This is a genomic window from Bradyrhizobium sp. 613_E4_N2_2 (assembly GCF_052075995.1).
In the GTDB taxonomy this organism is placed as follows: domain Bacteria; phylum Pseudomonadota; class Alphaproteobacteria; order Rhizobiales; family Xanthobacteraceae; genus Bradyrhizobium; species Bradyrhizobium barranii.
Genome location: NZ_CP197234.1, coordinates 3936617 through 3955804, shown reverse-complemented (window position 1 = coordinate 3955804; position 19188 = coordinate 3936617). Strand labels below are relative to the sequence as shown.

At 63.9% G+C, this 19188-nt stretch carries 18 protein-coding genes; 2 read left to right on the top strand and 16 right to left on the bottom strand.

The features are described 5' to 3' along the window. Positions 1-108: 108 nt before the first annotated feature. Positions 109-384, bottom strand: a complete 276-nt coding sequence (locus AB7290_RS18880) for a hypothetical protein (protein WP_167767920.1) — start codon at positions 382-384, stop codon at positions 109-111. 258 nt (positions 385-642) lie between these two features. Here AB7290_RS18880 and AB7290_RS18875 point away from each other — a divergent pair, with 258 nt between their 5' ends. After that, a complete protein-coding gene (locus AB7290_RS18875; protein ID WP_085400336.1) occupies positions 643-1149 on the top strand; it encodes a methyltransferase family protein in 507 nt (168 codons plus the stop codon). Between the two features lie 1058 nt (positions 1150-2207). Here the strand turns inward: AB7290_RS18875 and AB7290_RS18870 are convergent. The 6 genes from AB7290_RS18870 to AB7290_RS18845 form a co-directional block, all read right to left on the bottom strand. Further along, positions 2208-2426 carry a hypothetical protein gene (locus AB7290_RS18870; RefSeq protein ID WP_063982993.1) on the bottom strand — a complete coding sequence of 73 codons (219 nt, stop codon included), beginning with the start codon at positions 2424-2426 and terminating at the stop codon, positions 2208-2210. Positions 2427-2633: 207 nt separating this feature from the next. Continuing rightward, the gene (locus tag AB7290_RS18865; protein ID WP_085400338.1) at positions 2634-3671 is read right to left on the bottom strand and encodes an ABC transporter ATP-binding protein; all 1038 of its coding nucleotides are present in this window, start codon (positions 3669-3671) and stop codon (positions 2634-2636) included. Further along, positions 3664-4644, bottom strand: coding sequence for an ABC transporter ATP-binding protein (locus tag AB7290_RS18860; protein ID WP_085400339.1), 981 nt, complete (start codon positions 4642-4644; stop codon positions 3664-3666). Before AB7290_RS18860 ends, AB7290_RS18865 begins: the two co-directional genes overlap by 8 nt. Then, positions 4641-5462 (bottom strand): ABC transporter permease, encoded by an 822-nt coding sequence (locus AB7290_RS18855; protein ID WP_085400342.1) that lies wholly within the window; start codon positions 5460-5462, stop codon positions 4641-4643. Before AB7290_RS18855 ends, AB7290_RS18860 begins: the two co-directional genes overlap by 4 nt. Beyond that, positions 5459-6382, bottom strand: a complete 924-nt coding sequence (locus tag AB7290_RS18850) for an ABC transporter permease (protein WP_063982990.1) — start codon at positions 6380-6382, stop codon at positions 5459-5461. Before AB7290_RS18850 ends, AB7290_RS18855 begins: the two co-directional genes overlap by 4 nt. 60 nt (positions 6383-6442) lie before the next feature. Continuing rightward, positions 6443-8032: an ABC transporter substrate-binding protein gene (locus AB7290_RS18845; protein WP_094184000.1), complete on the bottom strand. Its 1590-nt coding sequence runs from the start codon at positions 8030-8032 to the stop codon at positions 6443-6445. Between the two features lie 252 nt (positions 8033-8284). Between AB7290_RS18845 and AB7290_RS18840 the strand changes: the two genes are divergently transcribed. Next, positions 8285-8932, top strand: coding sequence for a hypothetical protein (locus AB7290_RS18840; protein WP_245344043.1), 648 nt, complete (start codon positions 8285-8287; stop codon positions 8930-8932). A 241-nt stretch (positions 8933-9173) separates the two neighbouring features. Here the strand turns inward: AB7290_RS18840 and mtnK are convergent, their stop codons facing one another. The 9 genes from mtnK to nuoL all read right to left on the bottom strand — a co-directional run bounded on the left by mtnK (position 9174) and on the right by nuoL (position 19185). Next, a complete protein-coding gene (mtnK, locus tag AB7290_RS18835; RefSeq protein ID WP_085400347.1) occupies positions 9174-10460 on the bottom strand; it encodes an S-methyl-5-thioribose kinase in 1287 nt (428 codons plus the stop codon). Positions 10461-10549: 89 nt separating this feature from the next. Next, on the bottom strand, positions 10550-10897 hold the full coding sequence (locus tag AB7290_RS18830; protein ID WP_085400349.1) for a hypothetical protein: 348 nt from the start codon (positions 10895-10897) through the stop codon (positions 10550-10552). 36 nt (positions 10898-10933) lie between these two features. Next, positions 10934-11209 (bottom strand): DUF1467 family protein, encoded by a 276-nt coding sequence (locus tag AB7290_RS18825; protein WP_063982987.1) that lies wholly within the window; start codon positions 11207-11209, stop codon positions 10934-10936. Between the two features lie 11 nt (positions 11210-11220). Further along, entirely contained in the window at positions 11221-11625 is a 405-nt protein-coding gene (gene mce, locus AB7290_RS18820) for a methylmalonyl-CoA epimerase (protein WP_028149063.1), read from the bottom strand. Positions 11626-11666: 41 nt separating this feature from the next. Then, the gene (locus AB7290_RS18815) at positions 11667-13337 is read right to left on the bottom strand and encodes a ribonuclease J (RefSeq protein WP_085400352.1); all 1671 of its coding nucleotides are present in this window, start codon (positions 13335-13337) and stop codon (positions 11667-11669) included. After that, positions 13337-14143, bottom strand: a complete 807-nt coding sequence (locus AB7290_RS18810; RefSeq protein WP_085400354.1) for a biotin--[acetyl-CoA-carboxylase] ligase — start codon at positions 14141-14143, stop codon at positions 13337-13339. The genes AB7290_RS18815 and AB7290_RS18810 overlap by 1 nt, the downstream gene beginning before the upstream one ends. Position 14144: 1 nt before the next feature. Next, positions 14145-15581 (bottom strand): NADH-quinone oxidoreductase subunit NuoN, encoded by a 1437-nt coding sequence (gene nuoN / locus AB7290_RS18805; protein WP_085400356.1) that lies wholly within the window; start codon positions 15579-15581, stop codon positions 14145-14147. Positions 15582-15603: 22 nt separating this feature from the next. Then, a complete protein-coding gene (locus AB7290_RS18800) occupies positions 15604-17112 on the bottom strand; it encodes an NADH-quinone oxidoreductase subunit M (RefSeq protein ID WP_071913375.1) in 1509 nt (502 codons plus the stop codon). Further along, a complete protein-coding gene (nuoL, locus tag AB7290_RS18795; RefSeq protein ID WP_085400358.1) occupies positions 17113-19185 on the bottom strand; it encodes an NADH-quinone oxidoreductase subunit L in 2073 nt (690 codons plus the stop codon). Positions 19186-19188 lie beyond the last annotated feature (3 nt).

The following is a 19188-nucleotide window of genomic DNA, read 5'->3' as shown; positions in this document are numbered from 1 at the left end:
GGCGACCGTGAGGCATGGCTTGAGCCCTCGCCGCCAGGACGTTTGAGACGTCGGGCAAAACACCGGCACAAGTCCATCATGGCGCTGGTCCCATAGAGACCACCGAGCTCACGGCAGCGGTTCGACCTTCGCCGCCATATCGGGAACGCGCGTGATCTTGTACATGGCGTTGCTGCATCTAAGAACCCAAACGTCGCGATCAGGTCGAGACGCCTTCGTGTTCTTCTTTGCGCCGAGTGGCTTTTCGCAAGTGAAGCCTTGCGTGCGTATCTGGGCCGCAAGCATTCCCTGAACGGTTTCGGCCGGAATCTGCTGCGCCCGCACTTGCGGAGCAAATAGAATAAAAACGAAGGCAAGTAGTAATGATCCAGATGCTCTGTGCATGATTTCAACCCTTGAAGCAGCCGCCCCGCAAGTTCGAACGTCGCACTATAGCAGAAACACCGGTGTTGTCCGCGCCGGGCCTTCCGCGCCGTAGCGCGCTAGCTGCACTCATTGTCAGGACAACGAGCGCGGGTTGGTGGCAATTTGCCCGAAAGCAGACCTATTGCGCTCAGTTCAAGCTTTGTCGTTCATGACCCAAGGCGGACCTGACGCGCTCCCGGTGCGGTGTGTTAAAATAGCAGGGAACGGATCGTGTCTATGCCAAGAACTGCTGCCGTCATCGGCACCGCCATCTTCTTCCTGTTCGCGCCCTGCGTGGTGGCTGGGGTGGTCCCATGGTGGATTTCACGCTGGGAGTTCAGGTTGCCGTTTCTCGGCGTCGAGCTCACGCGCTTCGTCGGCGCCGCGCTAATTCTTGCCGGCTTAGCCGGGCTCGTGGATTCATTCGCGCGTTTCGCACTGCAGGGGCTCGGCACACCGGCGCCGATCGCCCCGACCCAACATCTCGTCGTTACCGGCCTCTATCGCTATGTGCGCAATCCAATCTACGTGGCGGTCGCCGCCGTCATTTTCGGCCAGGCGCTCCTGTTCGGCGATTGGGGGCTGTTCGCCTACGGCGCAGTCGTCTGGCTCGCCTTCCACCTTTTTGTCGTGGGCTACGAAGAGCCGACGCTAAAAAGGTCATTCGGCGCGGAATACGAAGCGTTCTGCATCAATGTGCCGCGTTGGATCCCGCGCCCAACTGCGTGGCGAGGCGGTCGGTAGCTGCCGTAGCGCATGACCTCGGCGCTGATTTTTGATGAGCTTCCCGAAGGCTCCTCAACAAAGCTTGTCTGCAATTGGGCCCATCAGCGAAGTGGCGGCACGCCCCATTGAGGTCCGATCAATAGGGCACAGCGGACTGAATTTGCTCAGGTTGAGTTTTTCGTAGTTTGACCCAGAGCGGTCATCAGCAGCCGTATTCGGGCGAAGTTGATATAGATCAACCTTGATGATGTGCATAGTCGATACCGCAAAATGTTGCTTGCAGTCTCTTCGGTAGGAATGAGCCGCAAAGGATAGTCAGTCGTTCAATCATTGACACATAAGGAGACGCGCAAATGAGGAAGCTTGCTTCGGTAGGACTGATCGCCGCGGCCATGTTCGCTAATCCGGCCATGGCCGCGTGGTACGACCAAAACGGCGGAGCCGTCCATCCGTCCCGCGTCGTTCACTGCATCCGGGCGCCAGACGTTGGCAGTTTTGCCGGAGGGCCGTTCAATAAGCCTCCCTGCGAACCGGCAACCTGGCGTAGGTCGGCGTGGCGCGACAAAAGCGGTGCAGTCGTCCCCACCTCCAACGTCGTTCACTGTGTCCGGGCTCCAGACGTTGGCAGTTATGCCGGAGGTCCGTTCAATAAGCCTCCCTGCGAACCGGCAACCTGGCGCTGAGGCGAGCGGCAAGATGCCGCCAACGTTCCCTGCGAAGCGAACGTTCAATGTCGGGACGGTTCGTTGACGCTGCGCGCTGGTGCCAAAATCACCGAGCGTAGACAAGTAGACAAAGAGAGCAACTGGCTGCCTGCGAGTGGCCAGTTCTCGCTCTACATCCGCGTCTGCTGGGCGGGAGCAACATCCTCGATGGTCAGTGGAGACCGCCGTTTGTCAAGCGAATACAATCGAGCAGTTAACTACGGCGTCCGCGACGCGGTTCCGAGATGCGAACGGACGATATATCGAACGTCGGTTGTTGGCCCTTAACGGACCTATGGACGCTGTCGTGGATTTGTCTGCTGCTGACCCAGCTGAGACATCGGCGCGGGGCTTCTGTCCCGCGTTTTGTGTTTAGGACCATGGCGGCTCTTCGCTCTTCCCGACCGCCTCGTGGTGGGTCGTGACACCCGCCGAACGCAAGCCGGTCAGCAATACGGTTCTCACAGAGGCCGGATCGAATCCAATATCCTTGGCGTTTGGTGGATGTGCTTCGCTGCCCTTCAACCGGAGCGCCAAGTGCAATTGCTCGCAAAGGTGCTGAACGACGAGATTGACCTGATCGTCAGTCATGATCTGCCTTTCCTGCTACATTTTGCTACCCAACCATGTAGCACACATGAAAATAGGGCGGTACGCGATTGGACCGCGCCAAGGATCAACCCCACGCGATGGCCCATGGGCGGATCCCAAAAATCGTCCGCCTGTCAGGACAGACTGGACGTGACTAGCGGCCCACTAGAGCGACGCTTTTGACCGCGACGGACGAGCCTCCCATCCCTAGGGATGCCCGCCTCCGGTCGAGGCCAATGCCGCCTGCCCCGCAATCTCGTCAGCCCGCCAGCACCTCACCTCATGTCCATCGGCGCGCGTTTCCAGCACCGGACCGGGCTCGTGGCGACACACGGCCTCCGCGTACCGGCAACGCGGGCTGAAGGCGCATCCGTTCGGCGGATTGAGCGGGTTCGGAAGGTCGCCCCCTGTCGTCGCTAACGGCGCATGACGCAGCGGATCGGGGATGGCCGCGATCAGGGCTTGCGTATAGGGGTGCGCCGGCCGCTCGAAGATTTCGCGCCAGTGGCCGTTCTCGACGATGCGGCCGAGATACATGACGGCGACGCGGTCGCTCATGTGCTCGACGACGCCGAGGTCGTGGCTGATCATGATGTAGGAAAGACCGAGCGTGTCCTTCAATTCCAGCAGCAAATTGATGATCTGGGCGCGGATCGAGACGTCGAGCGCCGACACGGGCTCGTCGCAGATGACGATCCTGGGATTGAGGATCAGGGCGCGCGCAATCCCGATGCGCTGGCGCTGGCCGCCGGAGAATTCATGCGGATAGCGGTCGGCCTGTTCCGGCCGCAGGCCGACGTGCCGCAGCATCGCCGCAACACGGTCCTCGATCTCACTTTTTGCGGTCACGCCATGCACACGCAGGGGATCTTCCAGCGTGCGGCGGACGGTCTGGCGCGGATTGAGCGAGGCGTAGGGATCCTGAAAGACGATCTGCACGGTGCGGGCCAGCGACTTTCGGTCGCCGGCTTGCCTGTTCGTCACCACCTGCCCGTCCAGCACGATGCGGCCGCGCGTCGGCGTCAACAGACCCAGGATCGACAATGCGACCGTCGACTTGCCCGAGCCGGACTCGCCGACAAGGCCGAGGCATTCGCCTCGTCTCAGCCTGAGATCGACGCCGTCGACGGCACGGAGCACCCGTCGTCCCCGGCCCAGCATACCGCCGCCCATCGGAAAATGAACCGCGAGGTCCTCGACGCTGAGGATGAGATCGTCGTCCGGCCTCCCCTGTGGCTCATGCATGGTGGTGACACCTCACCAGACCGCCGGCCCCCAGCAAATCCGTCTCCGGCGCCACTGTTCGGCAGATCTCGGTGGCCTGCGTACAGCGCGGATTGAACCGGCAGCCATCCGGGAAATTCGTGATGGCTGGAACCACGCCCGCGATCTCCTTGAGCCTGGTGCGGCCGAGCTCGGCCCGACTGCCCAGCCGCGGCAGCGAGGCGACCAGGCCCTGCGTATAGGGATGCGAAGGCGCCCGGAAAATATCGGCGGAGCCGCGCTCCTCGACGATGCGGCCGGCATACATGACGGCAACGCGGCGGCAGACGTTGGCGACGAGGCCGAGATCGTGGCTGATCATCAGGATCGCCGTTCCCCTCTCCGCGCACAGGTTGCGCATCAGCTCGATGATTTCGGCCTGCACGGTCACGTCGAGCGCGGTGGTCGGCTCGTCGGCGATCAGGAGGTCCGGACCGCATGCGAGCGCAATGGCGATCATGACGCGCTGACGCATGCCGCCGGACAGCTGGTGCGGGTAGTCGTTGACGCGCCGCTCCGGTGCGGGGACGCGGACGCTCGCCAGCGCCTCGACCGCGAGCTGGTTGGCGTCCCGCCAGCTCTTGCCCTTGTGCAGCACGAACATCTCGGCGATCTGCCGGCCCACCGGCGAGACCGGGTTCAGCGCCGTCATCGGCTCCTGGAAGATCATGGCGATGCGATTGCCGCGCAGCTCCCGCTGTTTGGCCGCCGAAAGGTGCTGGATCTCCCGTCCCTCAAACCGGATGATGCCGCCACCGATCGACAAAGGTTGCCGCAACAGGCCGATCAGGGCGAGCGCCGTGATGCTCTTGCCGCAGCCGGATTCGCCGACAAGGCCGAACGTCTCGCCGCGATCAATGCGAAATGAAATGCCCTCGGCCGCCGCAACGCGCCTCGATCCATCGTCGAGATCGATGTGCAGATCCTCGACTTCGATCAGCGGCGCGCCGGTCATGTCCGCCGGCTCCGCGATTGTGGATCGAGAATGTCGCGCAGGCCATCGCCGAGCAGGTTGAGGCCAAGCACCGTCAGGAAGATGGCAAGGCCCGGAAACACCGAGAGCCACGGCGCCGTCGTGATCTGGTCGCGGGCGTCCGACAACATGCTGCCCCAGCTCGGAAACGGCGGACGGACGCCGAGGCCGAGGAACGACAATGCGGCTTCCGACAGGACCGCGCTGCCCATGCCGAGCGTGCCGATGACGACGATCGGCCCTAACATGTTCGGCAAGAGCTGCGTGACCATGATCCGCAGATCGCCGTAGCCGAGCACGGTCGCCGCCTGCACATAGCCCTGGCTCCTCAGCGACAGCGCCGAGGCCCGTGCGATCCGGCAGGTAAAGGACCAGTTGGTCAGGCCGAGCGCGATCAGCAGGCTCGTGAGGCCAGGGCCAAGCACCGCCATGATGGCGAGCGCGAAGATCAGCGAGGGGATCGCGAGCATCAGATTGGTCAGGCCGTTGACGAAATCGTCCCACCAGCCGCCCCAATAGCCCGCGCTCAAGCCGAGCGCGACACCGATGACGCTGTTGATGAGCTGCGAGACGATGCCGACGGTCAGCGAGACGCGGGCGCCGTAGACGACGCGGGAATAGATGTCGCGGCCCTGGTCGTCGGTGCCGAACCACCAGGTCCAGCTCGGAGGCTCCTCCGCGTTCATGAGGTTGGCGTCCAGGACGGGATCGGTGTGCGCCAGCCAGGGTGCGAGCAGGCCGACCAGGATCGCGAGCGCGAACAGCGCGCCACCGATGATGAGATTGGCGCGGAGCTTCATGCGTATCTGATCCTGGGATCGATCACGCCGTAGAGCACATCGATCAGCAGATTGATCGCGAGAAAGGCCAGCACCACCACGAGAATGGAGCCCTGAACGGCGGGAATGTCGCGCTGGAGAACGCTATCGACCAGCAGGGAACCGATGCCCGGCCAGGAGAACAGTTTCTCGACCACGACCGCCTGCCCCATCAACCCGCCGAACTGAAGGCCGACGGTGGTGAGAATGATGACGAGCGCGTTGCGCATCACATGCCACTTCACGACACGCGTCTCGCTCATGCCCTTCGAGCGCGCGGTGCGGACGAAATCAGCGGTCATGATCTCGAGGACCGCGGCGCGCGTCGTGCGGGCAAACAGCGCCATCGGCGAGACGCCGAGCGTCACGGCCGGCAGAAGCAGATATTTCAGCCCTCCATCGCCATAGCCGAAGCTCGGCAGCCAGCCGAGCTTCAACGCAAACAGATACATCAGCACCAATCCGAGCCAGAATTTGGCAATGGAAAGGCCCGACACCGCCAGCACCATGGCGAGCGTATCGACGATGCCCCCGGGTTTCAGCGCTGCGATGAAACCAAGGGGAACACCGATCAAAATCGCAAACGTCATGGCCGTGAAGATGAGCTGCAGCGTCGGCCAGGCCCGTTTGGCGATCATGGTCGTGACAGGCTCGCGGGTCCGGAACGAGGTGCCGAAGTCACCGGTCGCGAGCTTGGCGATGTAGGCGCCGAAACGCCAATAGAGGGGATCGTCGAGGCCGAGCTGCTTCTTCATGCGCAGCTCGACCTGGGGATCGCTGTCGTCGCTCATGCTCGAGACAATGCTGCCGGGAACGACGCTGAACAGCACGAAGACCAGCAGCACGACAGCGAGCACGGTCGGAATGGTTTGCAGAAGACGGCGGAGCAGGAACGAGAGCATCCAGGCTTTTCCTCTCTCCCCCCACCGCTCGTCGCGATGGAGGGAGCGCGAGAGCGCGTGTCACTTCGCGGGCGAGGTCTCGTCGACCCAGAGGTCTTCGACGTTCTGATGGGTCAGCTCCGTCGCATTGAGCTGAACTCCCTTGAGCCACGGCTGCACCGCCATGACCGCCTTGTTGTAGTTGAAGAACCAGACCGGCGCTTCCTCATAGAGCAGCGCATTGGCCTTTTGCAGCAGCTCGGTGCGCTTTGCGGGATCGTCGGCCTGCCCTGCCGCATCGATCAGCTTGTCGAAGTCGGCATTCTTGTAGTTCATGTAGTTGCAGGCCGGCTGCGGCGTCGAAGAGTGGAAGCATTTGAGCGCGGCCTGGGGATCCGGGCCGGTCGCCTGCGAATAGATGAAGGCCTGATAGTCGCCGCTGCGCACCACCTCCGCCAGCACCGCGGTCTCGACCTGCTTGACCTTCGCCTTGATGCCGACCTTGTCCAGCATCGGGATCACGGCCGAGACGATCGGCAGGCCCCAGCTTTCATTCTGGCTGGTGGTCCATTCGAACTCGAAGCCCTGCGGATAGCCGGCCTCCGCGAGCAGCTGCTTGGCCTTGGCGGGATCGTAGGGGTACGGCTTCATCGCCTTGTCGTAGGCTGGAGATGTCAACGGCAGCCAGCTGGTGGCGCGATAGGCCTTGCCCTTGACCAGCTTGTTGATGATCAGGTCGGTATCGATCGCGTAGTTGATCGCCTGCCGGACGCGCTTGTCGGTGAACGGCTTGAACGACGGATTCATGCCCATATAGCGCGTGAAGACCTCGGCGACTTCGACGATGGTGCCCTTGAGGTCGGCGTCGGACTGATAGGCGACGTATTGCGCAGGCCCGAGCACCGAGGTGTCGATCTCCTTGTTGCGGAAGGCGACATCGCGCGCCGCGGCCTCGCCCATGATCGACACGATGACCTTGTCGGCGTAGGGCTTGCCGGGCTTGTAGAACCGGTCCCACCGCTCCAGAACGATGCGCGATCCCGGCACGTGCTCGACGAATTTGAATGGCCCGAGACCGATCGGCTTCTGGATGAAGCTCTCCTTGGCGGCCTCGTCGGCGGGATAGATCGAGGTCAGCGCGGTGAAGAAGTAGAAGCCCGGATCGACTTTCTCGGTCAGCTTCATTTCGAGGGTGAAGTCGTCGATCTTCTTCAGGCCGGAGATCTCCTTGGCCTGGCCCTTCTCGACCGCGGCCGCGCCCTCGATCATGCGGACAAAGCGCGCGCCGGGATAGGCCTTGGTGCCGTCCATGATGCGGTTGTAGGACCAGATGACGTCGTCGGCCGTCATCTTGCGGCCGTTGTGGAAATAGGCGTCGTCGCGCAGCTTGAAGGTATGAACGAGACCGCCGCCCGAGACCACGTCCTCCTTGGCGAGCTCCAGAACCGGCTTGCCCTCCGCGGAGTTCCAGATGTAGAGCGACCGGTGCAGCGCCTTGGCGTAGATCTCGTCCTGGGCGCGCTGCGTGGTGTGAATGTCCAGGCTCGTGAAACTCGAACCGTAGGGCGCCGTCATGCGGATGGTTCCGCCCTTGCGCGGCGCCTGGGCCTCCGCCGAGGTGGCGAGCGCCAGCCCCAAACCAGCGACGATCGCGATCATCCTGAACATCATGTGTCCCCCAACAACGCAGCTATTTCGATCAGGGATTTGATCATTCGTAGCCCGTCGAACGCAAGCTTCGTTTTGATGGCGACGGGTTCCGGAACGCGGCGCTCGCGAGACCCTCGGAGGCCAGGTTGCGTCCCAAGCGGTGCAAGCCGCCGATTGCGGTGCATCATGAGCGACCAAGAGCAGTGAACATTTTTCGTGATCAACGCGACCAAGCTCAGGATCATTATCTGAGCCCCAGGGATTGCGGAAAAAATGAATCGCCGAACGCTAGGTATCTTGCTCGCGGGCGGACTGCTCGCCGCCACGGCCGTGCTGGCAAGCCCGGTCGCGGCCAGCCTCGGCCGGTACAGCGAGGCGGACAGCATCCGGTTCAGCTGGAGTCGCACCACCGGCGTGAACGACTATCTTGACGAAACGTGGTGGGCGGTCCGGGGCCATGACACTCCGGATAACTTCGTCGAACGACTGCTGAGCATCCCCGTCAGAGCGGTCGCACGGGGCGCAGGTGCGGGTTTCGAAGCCAGAGTTTCCCAGGGCACCGGTCTGCCACTGCCCGAGAGCTGGAGCATCGCTACGGCGAAGAATTCGCCGTTCATCGCGTCAGTCTACGCCGAGACCCCGCGCGATCTCACGGCTGTGCTCGGCTTCTATCGCGCCGAGCTCGGCAAGCGTGGCTGGATCGAGACGGTGGTCGAACCGGACCGGGCCGTGATCACCTTCACGACGGCCCGTGGACCGGTCCTGGTCCGGCTTTCCCGTCAGGACGACAGGACAATCGCCGAACTTTCGCTGCGCAAGCCGGGTATCGCGGATGCCGGCCTCCTGCCGAGGCCGAGGCAGGCAAAGCTGATGCTCGGCAACAAGTCGGACGAGGGGGCGGTCATCACGGTCGCCGACTAGACCATCAAGCTGGCGGCGCACGCCGGCGAGAAACTGGCGCACTCCGACTCCGCCGCAGCCGAAATACCTGACAGCCAAAAGATCGATCTGCCGCCCGGCAAGTACAAGGTCACCCTCAAGATCGAGGGCGGCACGGTCCAGATCCGGGAGTTCGAGGTCGCGGCCAACGAGACCTGGGGCCTGCTGGCAGGCACAGACGGCGTCCTGCTGCCGATGCGGCTTTATTGAAGCGCATCGCCCCCTAGCCGTTCGCAAACTCCGGCTGCCAATCGCGCAGTTTTCGCGCTGCGCCGGTGACGTCCGAGATGTTCGGAAATGCTCCCGTCTCCACCATCATCGCTCTCGCCAGCCGCACGGCACGAGCCTCGCTGATCGCCCGCCTCCGCGGGTCCTCGATCAGCTCGAAGTCGATGTTGTGGGCCAGGCCGAAGATGCGGCGGAGGGTTTTGGCGGCGGCGAAGCCGACGGTGTCAGTGAATAGCCGCTGCATGTAAGCCTGCCGCTCGGCTTCCAGGCATGCAGCGCCCTTCTCGCCGGCAAAGAGCGATGCCGGATAGGCGTCGCCGGTGGCGCCAGCGCGCCAGAGATCGAGGAACTTGCGGGCGAACTCGCTCCAGACCTGCTCGACCGTCTCCAGTACCCAGCTTTCGAACGCCTGCCGCTCGCCCGGCGTACGCTCGTGGCCGGCGGAGGCGAAATAGGCCATCAGGAGGTTCGCGAGCACGGCGCCGACGTCGAATCCCATTGGGCCGTAGAATGCGAATTCGGGATCGATCACGCGCGTCTGGCTCTCCGTCACCATGATCGAGCCGGTGTGGAGATCGCCGTGGAGCAGCGCCTCGGGGCTTGCCATGAACTTCAGCTTCAGCCGAGAGATCGCGACATGCAGCTCCATGTCATCGCGCAGCTCTGCGGCCAGGCCGTCGAGATAAGGCGCGGTCCAGCGGTTCTGCTCGGCAATGCGGTAGGGATCGGTGAAGATCAGATCCTCGGTGATCTTGCAGAGCGCGTGGTTGCCGGCAAAGGCGGCGATGCCCTGCTTCTTCTCGGCCGCCGACAGCGCGAGGTCGGAGGTGAAGAACAGGGTGCGCGCCATGAAGGTGGTGATGTCGTCCACGAAACCGGGATATTGCGTTGCGGCGACCATCCCCTTGCGCATGATGATGTGGGGCTCGAGCAGCTCCATTACCGTCAGCGCCAGCGTCTCGTTGTGGTGCAGCAGGGCCGGCACGAGACCGGGCGCGAGCTGGGCCTGCTTCGACAAGGCGAGATATTCGTAATGGGCCCGCGACAGCGGCAGCGGCCAGCTCTCGCCGACGAGGCGGACGTAGGGCAGCGCCTGCTTCACGGCGACGCCGCCGCGCGCGCCCTTGACGATGAAGACGAGATTGAGATTGCCGTCGCCGACCTCGGTGATGCCCCAGGCGGCCGGCTCGCCGCCGAGTAGTGCCTTCAGGTCGGGAATGCCCGCGAGATAGTCCCGCAAGGCCGCCTCATGCAGAATCCGGTAGTCCCCCGCGTCGGCCATGACGATCCCACCCCATGGTATTTGAGCATGATCTTATCGGAAAACCGCTTCGCACTTTTCCGGATCATGCTCTTGGCAAGGCCGGATCGTTACTCCCGTTCCAGGAAGCTCGAGCCGATCTCGGCCTTTCTTTTGATGGGATCGTAATCACAATAGACGCTGTCCGCCACCAGCGTGTAGCTGGCGCTGACGGTGTATTTGTCCAGCTTGACCGAGTTAAGCCCGATCACCGAGGTGCTCTTGCCCCCGTTCCACTTGAACGGCGTCGAGCTCTTGGCCTGCTCGCAGGCCATCACGGCTTCGTTGAAGACAGTGCCCTCGACGAACGCCTTCAGCGTTCGGACCTGCACGGCCATCTTCCATTCGAAATAGCCGATGGCGCCAAGGCCGGCGACGATCAGCACCAGAAGCGCGATGACGATCCGCTGAAAAGTCATTCGTTTCCCCCAAAGCAATATTGTCGGCAAAAACGTCTAGAACGGCATTCCCATCAATCTGGACAAGCGCTCGATCGAAAGATAGCCGGCATGATAGGCCGCGATGCCGATCCCGTAGATGATCGCCGAGATGATCGTGGTCCAGATCAGCTTGCCTCTCATCCGCGTCAGGACCGGTGCGCCGGGGTCGGTGCCGGGCGCGCCGACGCCGTCCTCGTGCTGGCTGCGCACGCCGAACGGCAGCGTCAGAAACAGCGCGATCCACCAGATGACGAAGTAGATCGCAAGCGCGGTCGATATCTGGATGGCCATGATCCGGCGCCCTACGCCTGCTCGATTTCGACCAGTGCCCCGGAAAAGTCCTTCGGGTGCAGGAACAGCACCGGCTTGCCGTGGGCGCCGATCTTCGGCACGCCGTCGCCGAGCACCCGCGCGCCCTCCTTCACCAGCGTGTCGCGCGAGGCGATGATGTCGACGACCTCGTAGCAGATGTGATGGATGCCGCCGTCGGCATTGCGCTCGAGGAACTTCGCGATCGGCGAGGCCTCGCCGAGCGGCTCGATGAACTCGATCTTGGTATTGGGCAGCGTCGCGAACACGGTGGTGACACCATGCTCGGGCAGCGCGACCGCCTCCGAGATCTGCGCCCCGAACGCCGCGCCATAGATCTTCGCGGACTTGACGGCGTCCTTGGTCGCGATCGCGACGTGGTTGAGGCGACCCAGCATGTTTCTTCTCCCTCAGCGCATGATCCGAAGACCATGCTCAACTACACCGTCAGGACGTGTACCAGACAGGGGGGCTTTTTGCCCCAATGTTCGTTGATGACGGCCCGGACGGCGCGTCGCACCGACTCAGCCAGGGCATCCGCATCGCGGCGGCGCGCCTTCGGCAGGCCCTCGATGGTGGAGACCACGGCATCGAAGACGAGGTCGTCGAAGGGCTCGCCGTCCCGGTTCTTCTCGGGAATGCCGACGAGATCGACCTCGGGATCGTCGGCAAGCTCGCCCTGCTCCGTCATCGCGACCGCGACGAAGGCGCAGCCGGAGAAAGCCATGCGGCGACGCTCGACCACGGCGCGGGACTTGGAGTCCTCCAAGATCGTGCCGTCCTTGTAGATCCGGCCGGAGGGCACCTCGCCGATGATGCCGGGATCACCCGGGCCGAGCTTGATTAGGTCGCCGTTGCGAACGACCAGGACGCGCGGCACGCCGGCGGCGCGCGCGAGCTTGGCATGCTCGTTCAGGTGCAGCGCCTCGCCATGGACGGGGATCAGGAGCTGCGGCTTGGTCCAGGCGATCATGTCGCGCAATTCGTCGCGGCGGGGATGGCCGGAGACGTGGACCAGATGGTCGCGGTCGGTGAGGACCTCGACGCCCTGCAGCACCAGATTGTTGATGATCGAGCCGACGGCCTTCTCGTTGCCCGGGATGGTGCGCGAGGAGAAGATCACGCTGTCGCCGCGGTTGAGCGTGATCTCGGGATGGTCGTCATTGGCGATGCGCGCCAGTGCCGCGCGCGGTTCGCCCTGGCTGCCGGTGCACAGCGCCAGCACCTTGTCCTGCGGAAGATGGCCGTAGACCTCGGGCGAGCGGAAATTCTGCACGCCGTCGAGATAGCCGGTCTCGCGCGCGACCTGCACCACGCGCTCCATGGCGCGGCCGACCACGACGACCTCGCGATCGGCAGCCCTGGCCGCGGCGGCGACGGCCTTGATGCGCGCGACGTTGGAGGCGAAGGTCGTCACCGCGACGCGGCCCTTGGCGGCCTTGACCAGGTCGATGATGGTTCGCGCGACCTCGGCTTCCGAGGGCGAGCGGCCGTCACGCACGGCGTTGGTGGAATCGCCGATCAGGGCGAGCACGCCCTCCTCGCCCAGTTCGCGCAACCGCTTCTCGTCGGTCGGGCTCCCGAGCGTCGGGGTCGGGTCGATCTTCCAGTCGCCGGTGTGCAGCACCGTGCCGACCTCGGTGTGGATCGCCAGCGCGTGCGCTTCCGGGATCGAATGCGCGACGGGAATGAACTCGACGTTGAACGGGCCGATATCGACGCGGCCGCCCGACGGCACCACCGTCACCGGGATTTTCGGCGCATTGCGCTCGGCGGCACATTTGGCCTCGAACAGCGCCGCGCTGAACTGCGTGGCATAGATCGGGCATTTCAGCTTCGGCCAGAGGTCGATGATGGCGCCGAAATGGTCCTCATGGGCGTGGGTCAGCACGAGACCCATCAGGTTCTTGCGTTCCTTCTCCAGGAAGCTGATGTCGGGCATGATCAGGTCGATGCCCGGCAGATGCTCCTCGTCGCCGAAGGAGACGCCGAGATCGACCGCCAACCAGGCGCGCTGCTGGCGGTTGCCGAGGCCGTAGATCGACAAATTCATGCCGATCTCGCCGACGCCGCCGAGCGGCGCAAATACCAGTTCGTCAGGCTTCGCCATCACGCAGCTCCCACGGAGGCGGCCGAGCCGAAGAACACCTCGCCGGCCGCCACCGGCAGGCGTCGGCCGTCAACGGTGCGGACGATCAGGCAGCCGGTGTCGTCGATGGTGTCGAAAATGCCTTCCAGCGTCATCGTCCCCGTGTTGATCGCGACCCGTTCGCCGAGGCCGCAGGCGCGCTCCAGCCACAGCTTGCGGATCTCCGCAAAGCCGCGGCCATTGTCCCAGATGCCGAGGAACTCGACCCAGGCGTCCGACAGCGCCGAGAACAGCTCTTCCGCGCTGATCTGGACGCCGAGCGCGGCCAACGACACGGCTGGCGTCGGCGTACCCTCCGGCGCCGCCACGACGTTGGTGCCGATGCCGACCACGACGGCGAGACGATCGCCGATGGCCTCGGCTTCGAGCCCAATGCCGACCAGCTTCTTGCCGCCCGCGAGGACGTCATTCGGCCATTTCAGGGCGTATCTGGGCCTGTCAGGACCAAGCCGGAGCGCGGCCTCGAGGCTGACCTTCTCCAGGGCAGCCTCTTCCGCAAGCCCCGCCGCAAACCCGATGGTGGCGGCAACCGCAGGCGCAATATCCAGCACCTCGAGGACGCTCGCGGCGAGATTGCCCTTTGGCGCGATCCAGGCGCGCTGGCGCCGGCCACGACCGGCGGTCTGGTCGGAGGTGACGAACCACATCGGGCCGCATTCGCCGGCCCGCGCGTGCTCGATGGCGTCGGTGTTGGTCGAGCCGGTCCGTTCGAAAGCTGCGAGCTTGTAGCCCGCCGAGAGTGCGCGAGGACCGAGCGCGAACCCCATCCTAAAACAGCGACTTTGCCGCGGCGGAGGCGACGCTCACCACCGGGCCCGCGAACAGCGCGAAGAGGATGTTGAACAGGCCAAAGACAGCCAGCACCGTCTTCACCTCGACGCGCACCGGATCGACCTGACCGGCCGGCTCGTCGAAGTACATCGTCTTGACGATGGTCAGGTAGTAGTAGGCGCCCACGACGCTGGTCAACACGCCGATGACGGCGAGCGTGAACAGGTTCGCCTTGATGGCGGCGACGAAGACGTACCATTTGGCGAAGAAGCCGGCGAGCGGCGGGATTCCGGCGAGCGAAAACAGCAGCATCGCGAACATGAAGGCGAGCAGCGGATTGGTCCGCGACAGACCGGCGAAATCGCTGATCTTCTCGACGGCCTGGCCGTTGCGCTTCATCGCCAGAATGACCGAGAACGAGCCGAGCGTCATCGCGACATAGATCACGATGTACATCAGGACGCCCTGCGCGCCTTCGACCGTGCCGGAGGCGAGGCCGACCAGGGCAAAGCCCATGTGGCCGATCGAGGAATAAGCCATCAGGCGCTTGATGTTGGACTGGCCGATCGCGGCGAAAGAGCCGAGCGCCATCGAGGCGATCGCCACGAACACCAGGATCTGCTGCCACTGCGAGACGATGCCGGGGAACGCGGTCAGCGTGACGCGCGTGAAAACGGCGAGCGCGGCCACCTTCGGCGCCGAGGCGAAGAAGGCGGTGACCGGCGTCGGCGCGCCCTCGTAGACGTCAGGCGTCCACATGTGGAACGGCACGGCCGAGACCTTGAAGCAGAGGCCGGCGAGCAGGAAGACCAGGCCGAACACCAGGCCGATATTCGAGACCGTCGCGGCCGCCGCGATGCCGGTGAAGCTGACCGTGCCGGTGAAGCCGTAGACCAGCGAGGAACCGTAGAGCAGCATGCCCGAGGACAGCGCGCCGAGCACGAAGTACTTCAGGCCGGCTTCGGTCGACTTGGCGTTGTCGCGGTTCGAGGCCGCCACGACATAGAGCGCGAGCGACATCAGCTCGAGGCCGAGATAGAGCGAGATCAAGTCGCCGGCCGAGATCAGCACCATCATGCCGAGCGTCGAGAGCAGCACCAGGATCGCGTATTCGAAGATCCGGCGCGACGGGTCCGACAGGAACTCGGTCGACAGCACCAGCGTCACCGCCGAGCCGATCAGGGCCAGGATCTTCATGAAGCGGGCAAAATCGTCGACGATGAAGCTGCCGCCGAAGGTGACGTGCTTGCCCGCAGGCTGTGCGTAGACGAGCACGCCGACCACGACCAGCAGCAGGACCGAAAGCGTCGTGACGGTCCTGGTGGTCTCCTGCCCGCGATAGGCCCCCAGCATCAAGAGTGCCATGGCGCCGACCGCGAGCACAATCTCGGGCAGCACCGGCGCCAGTTGATAACCTGCAGTCTCAAAGCTCATGGCGATATCCTGACCTGCCCGATCACTGGAGCAGTGCGGCGGCCTTCACGGCCGTCACAGCGGTGTTGTAATTATTGACGAGTTGCTGGACCGAGACGGCCGACATGTCGAGCACCGGCTTCGGATAGACGCCGAACAGGATCGTCAGCGCGATCAGCGGGAACAGCGTCACGCACTCGCGGAAAGTGAGATCCTTCATGCTCGCCAGCGACGGCTTGACCAGCGCCCCGAACACGACCTTGCGGTACAGCCACAGCGCGTAGCAGGCCGACAGGATCACGCCGAAGGTGGCGAAGAACGCGGTCGGGATCGAGACCTTGAAGGTGCCGAGCAGCGTCATGAACTCGCCGACGAAGCCGGAGGTGCCGGGCAGACCGACATTGGCCATGGTGAAGATCATGAAGGTCAGCGCGTAGAGCGGCATCCGGTTGACGAGGCCGCCATAGGCCGCGATCTCGCGGGTGTGCATGCGGTCGTAGACGATGCCGACGCAGAGGAACAGCGCGCCGGAGACGATGCCGTGCGAGATCATCTGGAACATACCGCCGGCGACGCCCTGCATGGTGCCGGCGAAGATGCCCATGGTGACGAAGCCCATATGCGCCACTGACGAGTACGCGATCAGCTTCTTCATGTCCTCCTGCATCAGCGCCACCAGCGAGGTGTAGATGATCGCAATCGCGGAGAGCGTGAAGATCAGCGGCGCGAAGTCGTGCGAGGCCAGGGGGAACATCGGCAGCGAGAAGCGCAGGAAGCCATAGCCGCCCATCTTCAGCAGGATCGCGGCCAGAACCACCGAGCCCGCGGTCGGCGCCTCGACGTGGGCGTCGGGGAGCCAGGTGTGCACCGGCCACATCGGCATCTTCACCGCGAACGACGCGAAGAAGGCGAGCCACGCCCAGGTCTGCAGCGATCGCGGCACGGCGGTGTGCATCAGGGTCGGGATGTCGGTGGTGCCGCCGTTCCAGTACAGCGCCATGATGGCGAGCAGCATCAGCACCGAGCCGAGCAGCGTGTAGAGGAAGAACTTGAACGACGCGTAGACCCGGCGCGGACCGCCCCAGACGCCGATGATCAGGAACATCGGGATCAGGCCGCCCTCGAAGAACAGGTAGAACAGCACGAGATCGAGCGCCGAGAAGGTGCCGATCATCAGCGTTTCCAGGATCAGGAACGCCATCATGTATTCGCGGACGCGGTTGGTGATCGCCTTCCAGCTCGCGATGATGCAGAACGGCATGATGGCGGTGGTCAGGATCACCAGCGGCAGCGAGATGCCGTCGACGCCCATGTGGTAGGTGATGCCGGTGGCGAGCCAGTTCGCCTTCTCGACGAACTGGAAGTCGGCGCTCGACGGATCGAAGCGCATCACCAGGATCACCGACACCGCGAAGGTGATCAGCGTGGTCCACAGCGCGATCCAGCGCGCATTGCGCCGGGCCGCCTCGTCATCGCCTCGGCTGAGATAGACGATCAGCGCGCCAACCAGCGGCAGGAACGTCGTGACCGAAAGGATTGGCCAGGTTGTCATTTACTGGCCTCCAAAGCCGAACATGAACCAGGTGATCAGGCCGGCGGCGCCGATCAGCATGGCGAACGCGTAGTGATAGAGATAGCCGGTCTGGATCTTCACCACGTTGCGGGTGACGTCCAGCACGCGGGCCGAGATACCGTCGGGGCCGAGGCCGTCGATGATGAAGCCATCGCCCTTCTTCCAGAGCTGATAGCCGATCCACTTCGCCGGGCGGACGAAGATGACCTCGTAGAGCTCGTCGAAGTACCATTTGTTGAGCAGGAACTGGTACAGCATCGGCTGCGTGTTCGCGAGCTCGACCGGCAGATACGGCCGGCGGATGTAGAACAGGTACGACACCAGGAAGCCCAGCACCATCATCACCGTCGGCAGGATGGCGATGGTCTCGGGGATGTGGTGCATCTCCTCGATGATGCGCGGGTTCATCTTCACGGACTCGCGGAAGAACTCCTCGACGCCGTGACCGGCGAACAGCTCCTTGAACGGGAAGCCCGCGACGATCGAACCGACCGCGAGAACGCCGATCGGGATCAGTATCCAGAGCGGAGCCTCATGCGCGGCCTCGTAGTGATGCTCGTCATGGGGCTCGCCGTGGAAGGTCTTGAAGATCAGGCGCCAGGAGTAGAACGAGGTCAGGCCGGCGGCGACGACCGTCATCAGGAAGCCGTACATCGCGAACGGATTATGCGAGGCGTAGGCGGACTCGATGATGGCGTCCTTGGAGAAATAGCCCGCCGTGAGCGGGAAGCCCGTGAGCGCCAGCGTGCCGATCACCATCACCGCATAGGTGTAGGGGATCTTGCGCCAGAGGCCGCCCATGTTGCGGATGTCCTGCTCGTGGTGCATCGCGTAGATCACCGAGCCGGAACCCAAGAACAGCAGCGCCTTGAAGAAGGCGTGCGTGAACAGGTGGAACATGCCGACCGAATAGGCCCCTGCTCCCATCGCCACGAACATGTAGCCGAGCTGCGAACAGGTCGAGTACGCGACGATGCGCTTGATGTCGTTCTGGACGAGGCCGATGGTCGCGGCGAAGAACGCCGTGGTGGCGCCGAAGAACATCACGACGGCCTGCGCGTTCGGGGCGAGTTCGAACAGCGGCGACAGGCGCGCCACCATGAACACGCCGGCGGTGACCATGGTCGCGGCGTGGATCAGCGCGGAGACCGGGGTCGGGCCTTCCATCGCGTCCGGCAACCAGGTGTGCAGCAGGAACTGCGCCGACTTGCCCATCGCGCCCATGAACAGCAGGAGGCAGGTCAGGGTCAGCGCGTCGGCGTGCCAGCCGAGGAAGTCGATGGTCTTGCCGGTCAGGCTCGGAGCTGCATGGAAGATGGTCTCGAAATCGGTCGAGCTCGTCAGCATGAAGATCGCGAAAATGCCGAGCGCGAAGCCGAAATCGCCGACGCGGTTGACCACGAAGGCCTTGATCGCCGCCGCGTTCGCCGACGGCTTCTGGTACCAGAAGCCGATCAGGAGATAGCTGGCGAGACCCACGCCTTCCCAGCCGAAGAACAGCTGCACGAGGTTGTCGGCCGTCACCAGCATCAGCATGGCGAAGGTGAACAGCGAGAGATAGCCGAAGAAGCGCGGCCGGTACGGATCCTCGTCCATGTAGCCGATGGAATAGAGGTGCACGAGCGAGGACACGGTCGTCACCACCACCAGCATCACGGCGGTGAGCGTGTCGACCCGCAGCGTCCAGTAGACCTGGAGGTCGCCAGACATGATCCAGGGCAACAGCGGAATGCGCATGTCGTGGTGCATGAAGCCGACATCGACCAGCGTCATCCAGGACAGCGCCGCCGAGACGAACAGCAGCGCGGTCGTGATCAGCTCGGCGCCGCGCGAGCCGGCGGCCGGCGGCTCGACCGGGCCATGGTCGTCATGCGCGTGATCGTCGTGGCCATGATCATCATGGGCGACCGCCGCGTGGGCGTCGCCGTGGCCATGATCGCCGTGATGCTCGACCTCGTCACCCGAGGGGTTGCGGGCATGCGCGCCGAACAGCGCGATCACGCCAGCAAGGATGGCGCCCAGCAGAGGCAGAAAGACAATCGCCTGAACCATGAC

Excerpts from the sequence above, each read along its gene's own strand:
- AB7290_RS18855 (WP_085400342.1), bottom strand. The coding sequence starts at position 5,462 with ATGAAGCTCCGCGCCAATCTCATCATCGGTGGCGCGCTGTTCGCGCTC.
- AB7290_RS18810 (WP_085400354.1), bottom strand. The coding sequence starts at position 14,143 with ATGGGGTTCGCGCTCGGTCCTCGCGCACTCTCGGCGGGCTACAAGCTC.
- AB7290_RS18825 (WP_063982987.1), bottom strand. The coding sequence starts at position 11,209 with ATGGCCATCCAGATATCGACCGCGCTTGCGATCTACTTCGTCATCTGG.
- AB7290_RS18800 (WP_071913375.1), bottom strand. The coding sequence starts at position 17,112 with ATGACAACCTGGCCAATCCTTTCGGTCACGACGTTCCTGCCGCTGGTT.
- AB7290_RS18875 (WP_085400336.1), top strand. The coding sequence starts at position 643 with ATGCCAAGAACTGCTGCCGTCATCGGCACCGCCATCTTCTTCCTGTTC.
- AB7290_RS18815 (WP_085400352.1), bottom strand. The coding sequence starts at position 13,337 with ATGGCGAAGCCTGACGAACTGGTATTTGCGCCGCTCGGCGGCGTCGGC.
- AB7290_RS18830 (WP_085400349.1), bottom strand. The coding sequence starts at position 10,897 with ATGACTTTTCAGCGGATCGTCATCGCGCTTCTGGTGCTGATCGTCGCC.
- nuoL (WP_085400358.1), bottom strand. The coding sequence starts at position 19,185 with ATGGTTCAGGCGATTGTCTTTCTGCCTCTGCTGGGCGCCATCCTTGCT.
- AB7290_RS18860 (WP_085400339.1), bottom strand. The coding sequence starts at position 4,644 with ATGACCGGCGCGCCGCTGATCGAAGTCGAGGATCTGCACATCGATCTC.
- AB7290_RS18870 (WP_063982993.1), bottom strand. The coding sequence starts at position 2,426 with ATGACTGACGATCAGGTCAATCTCGTCGTTCAGCACCTTTGCGAGCAA.
- AB7290_RS18865 (WP_085400338.1), bottom strand. The coding sequence starts at position 3,671 with ATGCATGAGCCACAGGGGAGGCCGGACGACGATCTCATCCTCAGCGTC.
- mce (WP_028149063.1), bottom strand. The coding sequence starts at position 11,625 with ATGCTGGGTCGCCTCAACCACGTCGCGATCGCGACCAAGGACGCCGTC.
- AB7290_RS18880 (WP_167767920.1), bottom strand. The coding sequence starts at position 384 with ATGCACAGAGCATCTGGATCATTACTACTTGCCTTCGTTTTTATTCTA.
- mtnK (WP_085400347.1), bottom strand. The coding sequence starts at position 10,460 with ATGGCCGACGCGGGGGACTACCGGATTCTGCATGAGGCGGCCTTGCGG.
- AB7290_RS18850 (WP_063982990.1), bottom strand. The coding sequence starts at position 6,382 with ATGCTCTCGTTCCTGCTCCGCCGTCTTCTGCAAACCATTCCGACCGTG.
- AB7290_RS18845 (WP_094184000.1), bottom strand. The coding sequence starts at position 8,032 with ATGATGTTCAGGATGATCGCGATCGTCGCTGGTTTGGGGCTGGCGCTC.
- AB7290_RS18840 (WP_245344043.1), top strand. The coding sequence starts at position 8,285 with ATGAATCGCCGAACGCTAGGTATCTTGCTCGCGGGCGGACTGCTCGCC.
- nuoN (WP_085400356.1), bottom strand. The coding sequence starts at position 15,581 with ATGAGCTTTGAGACTGCAGGTTATCAACTGGCGCCGGTGCTGCCCGAG.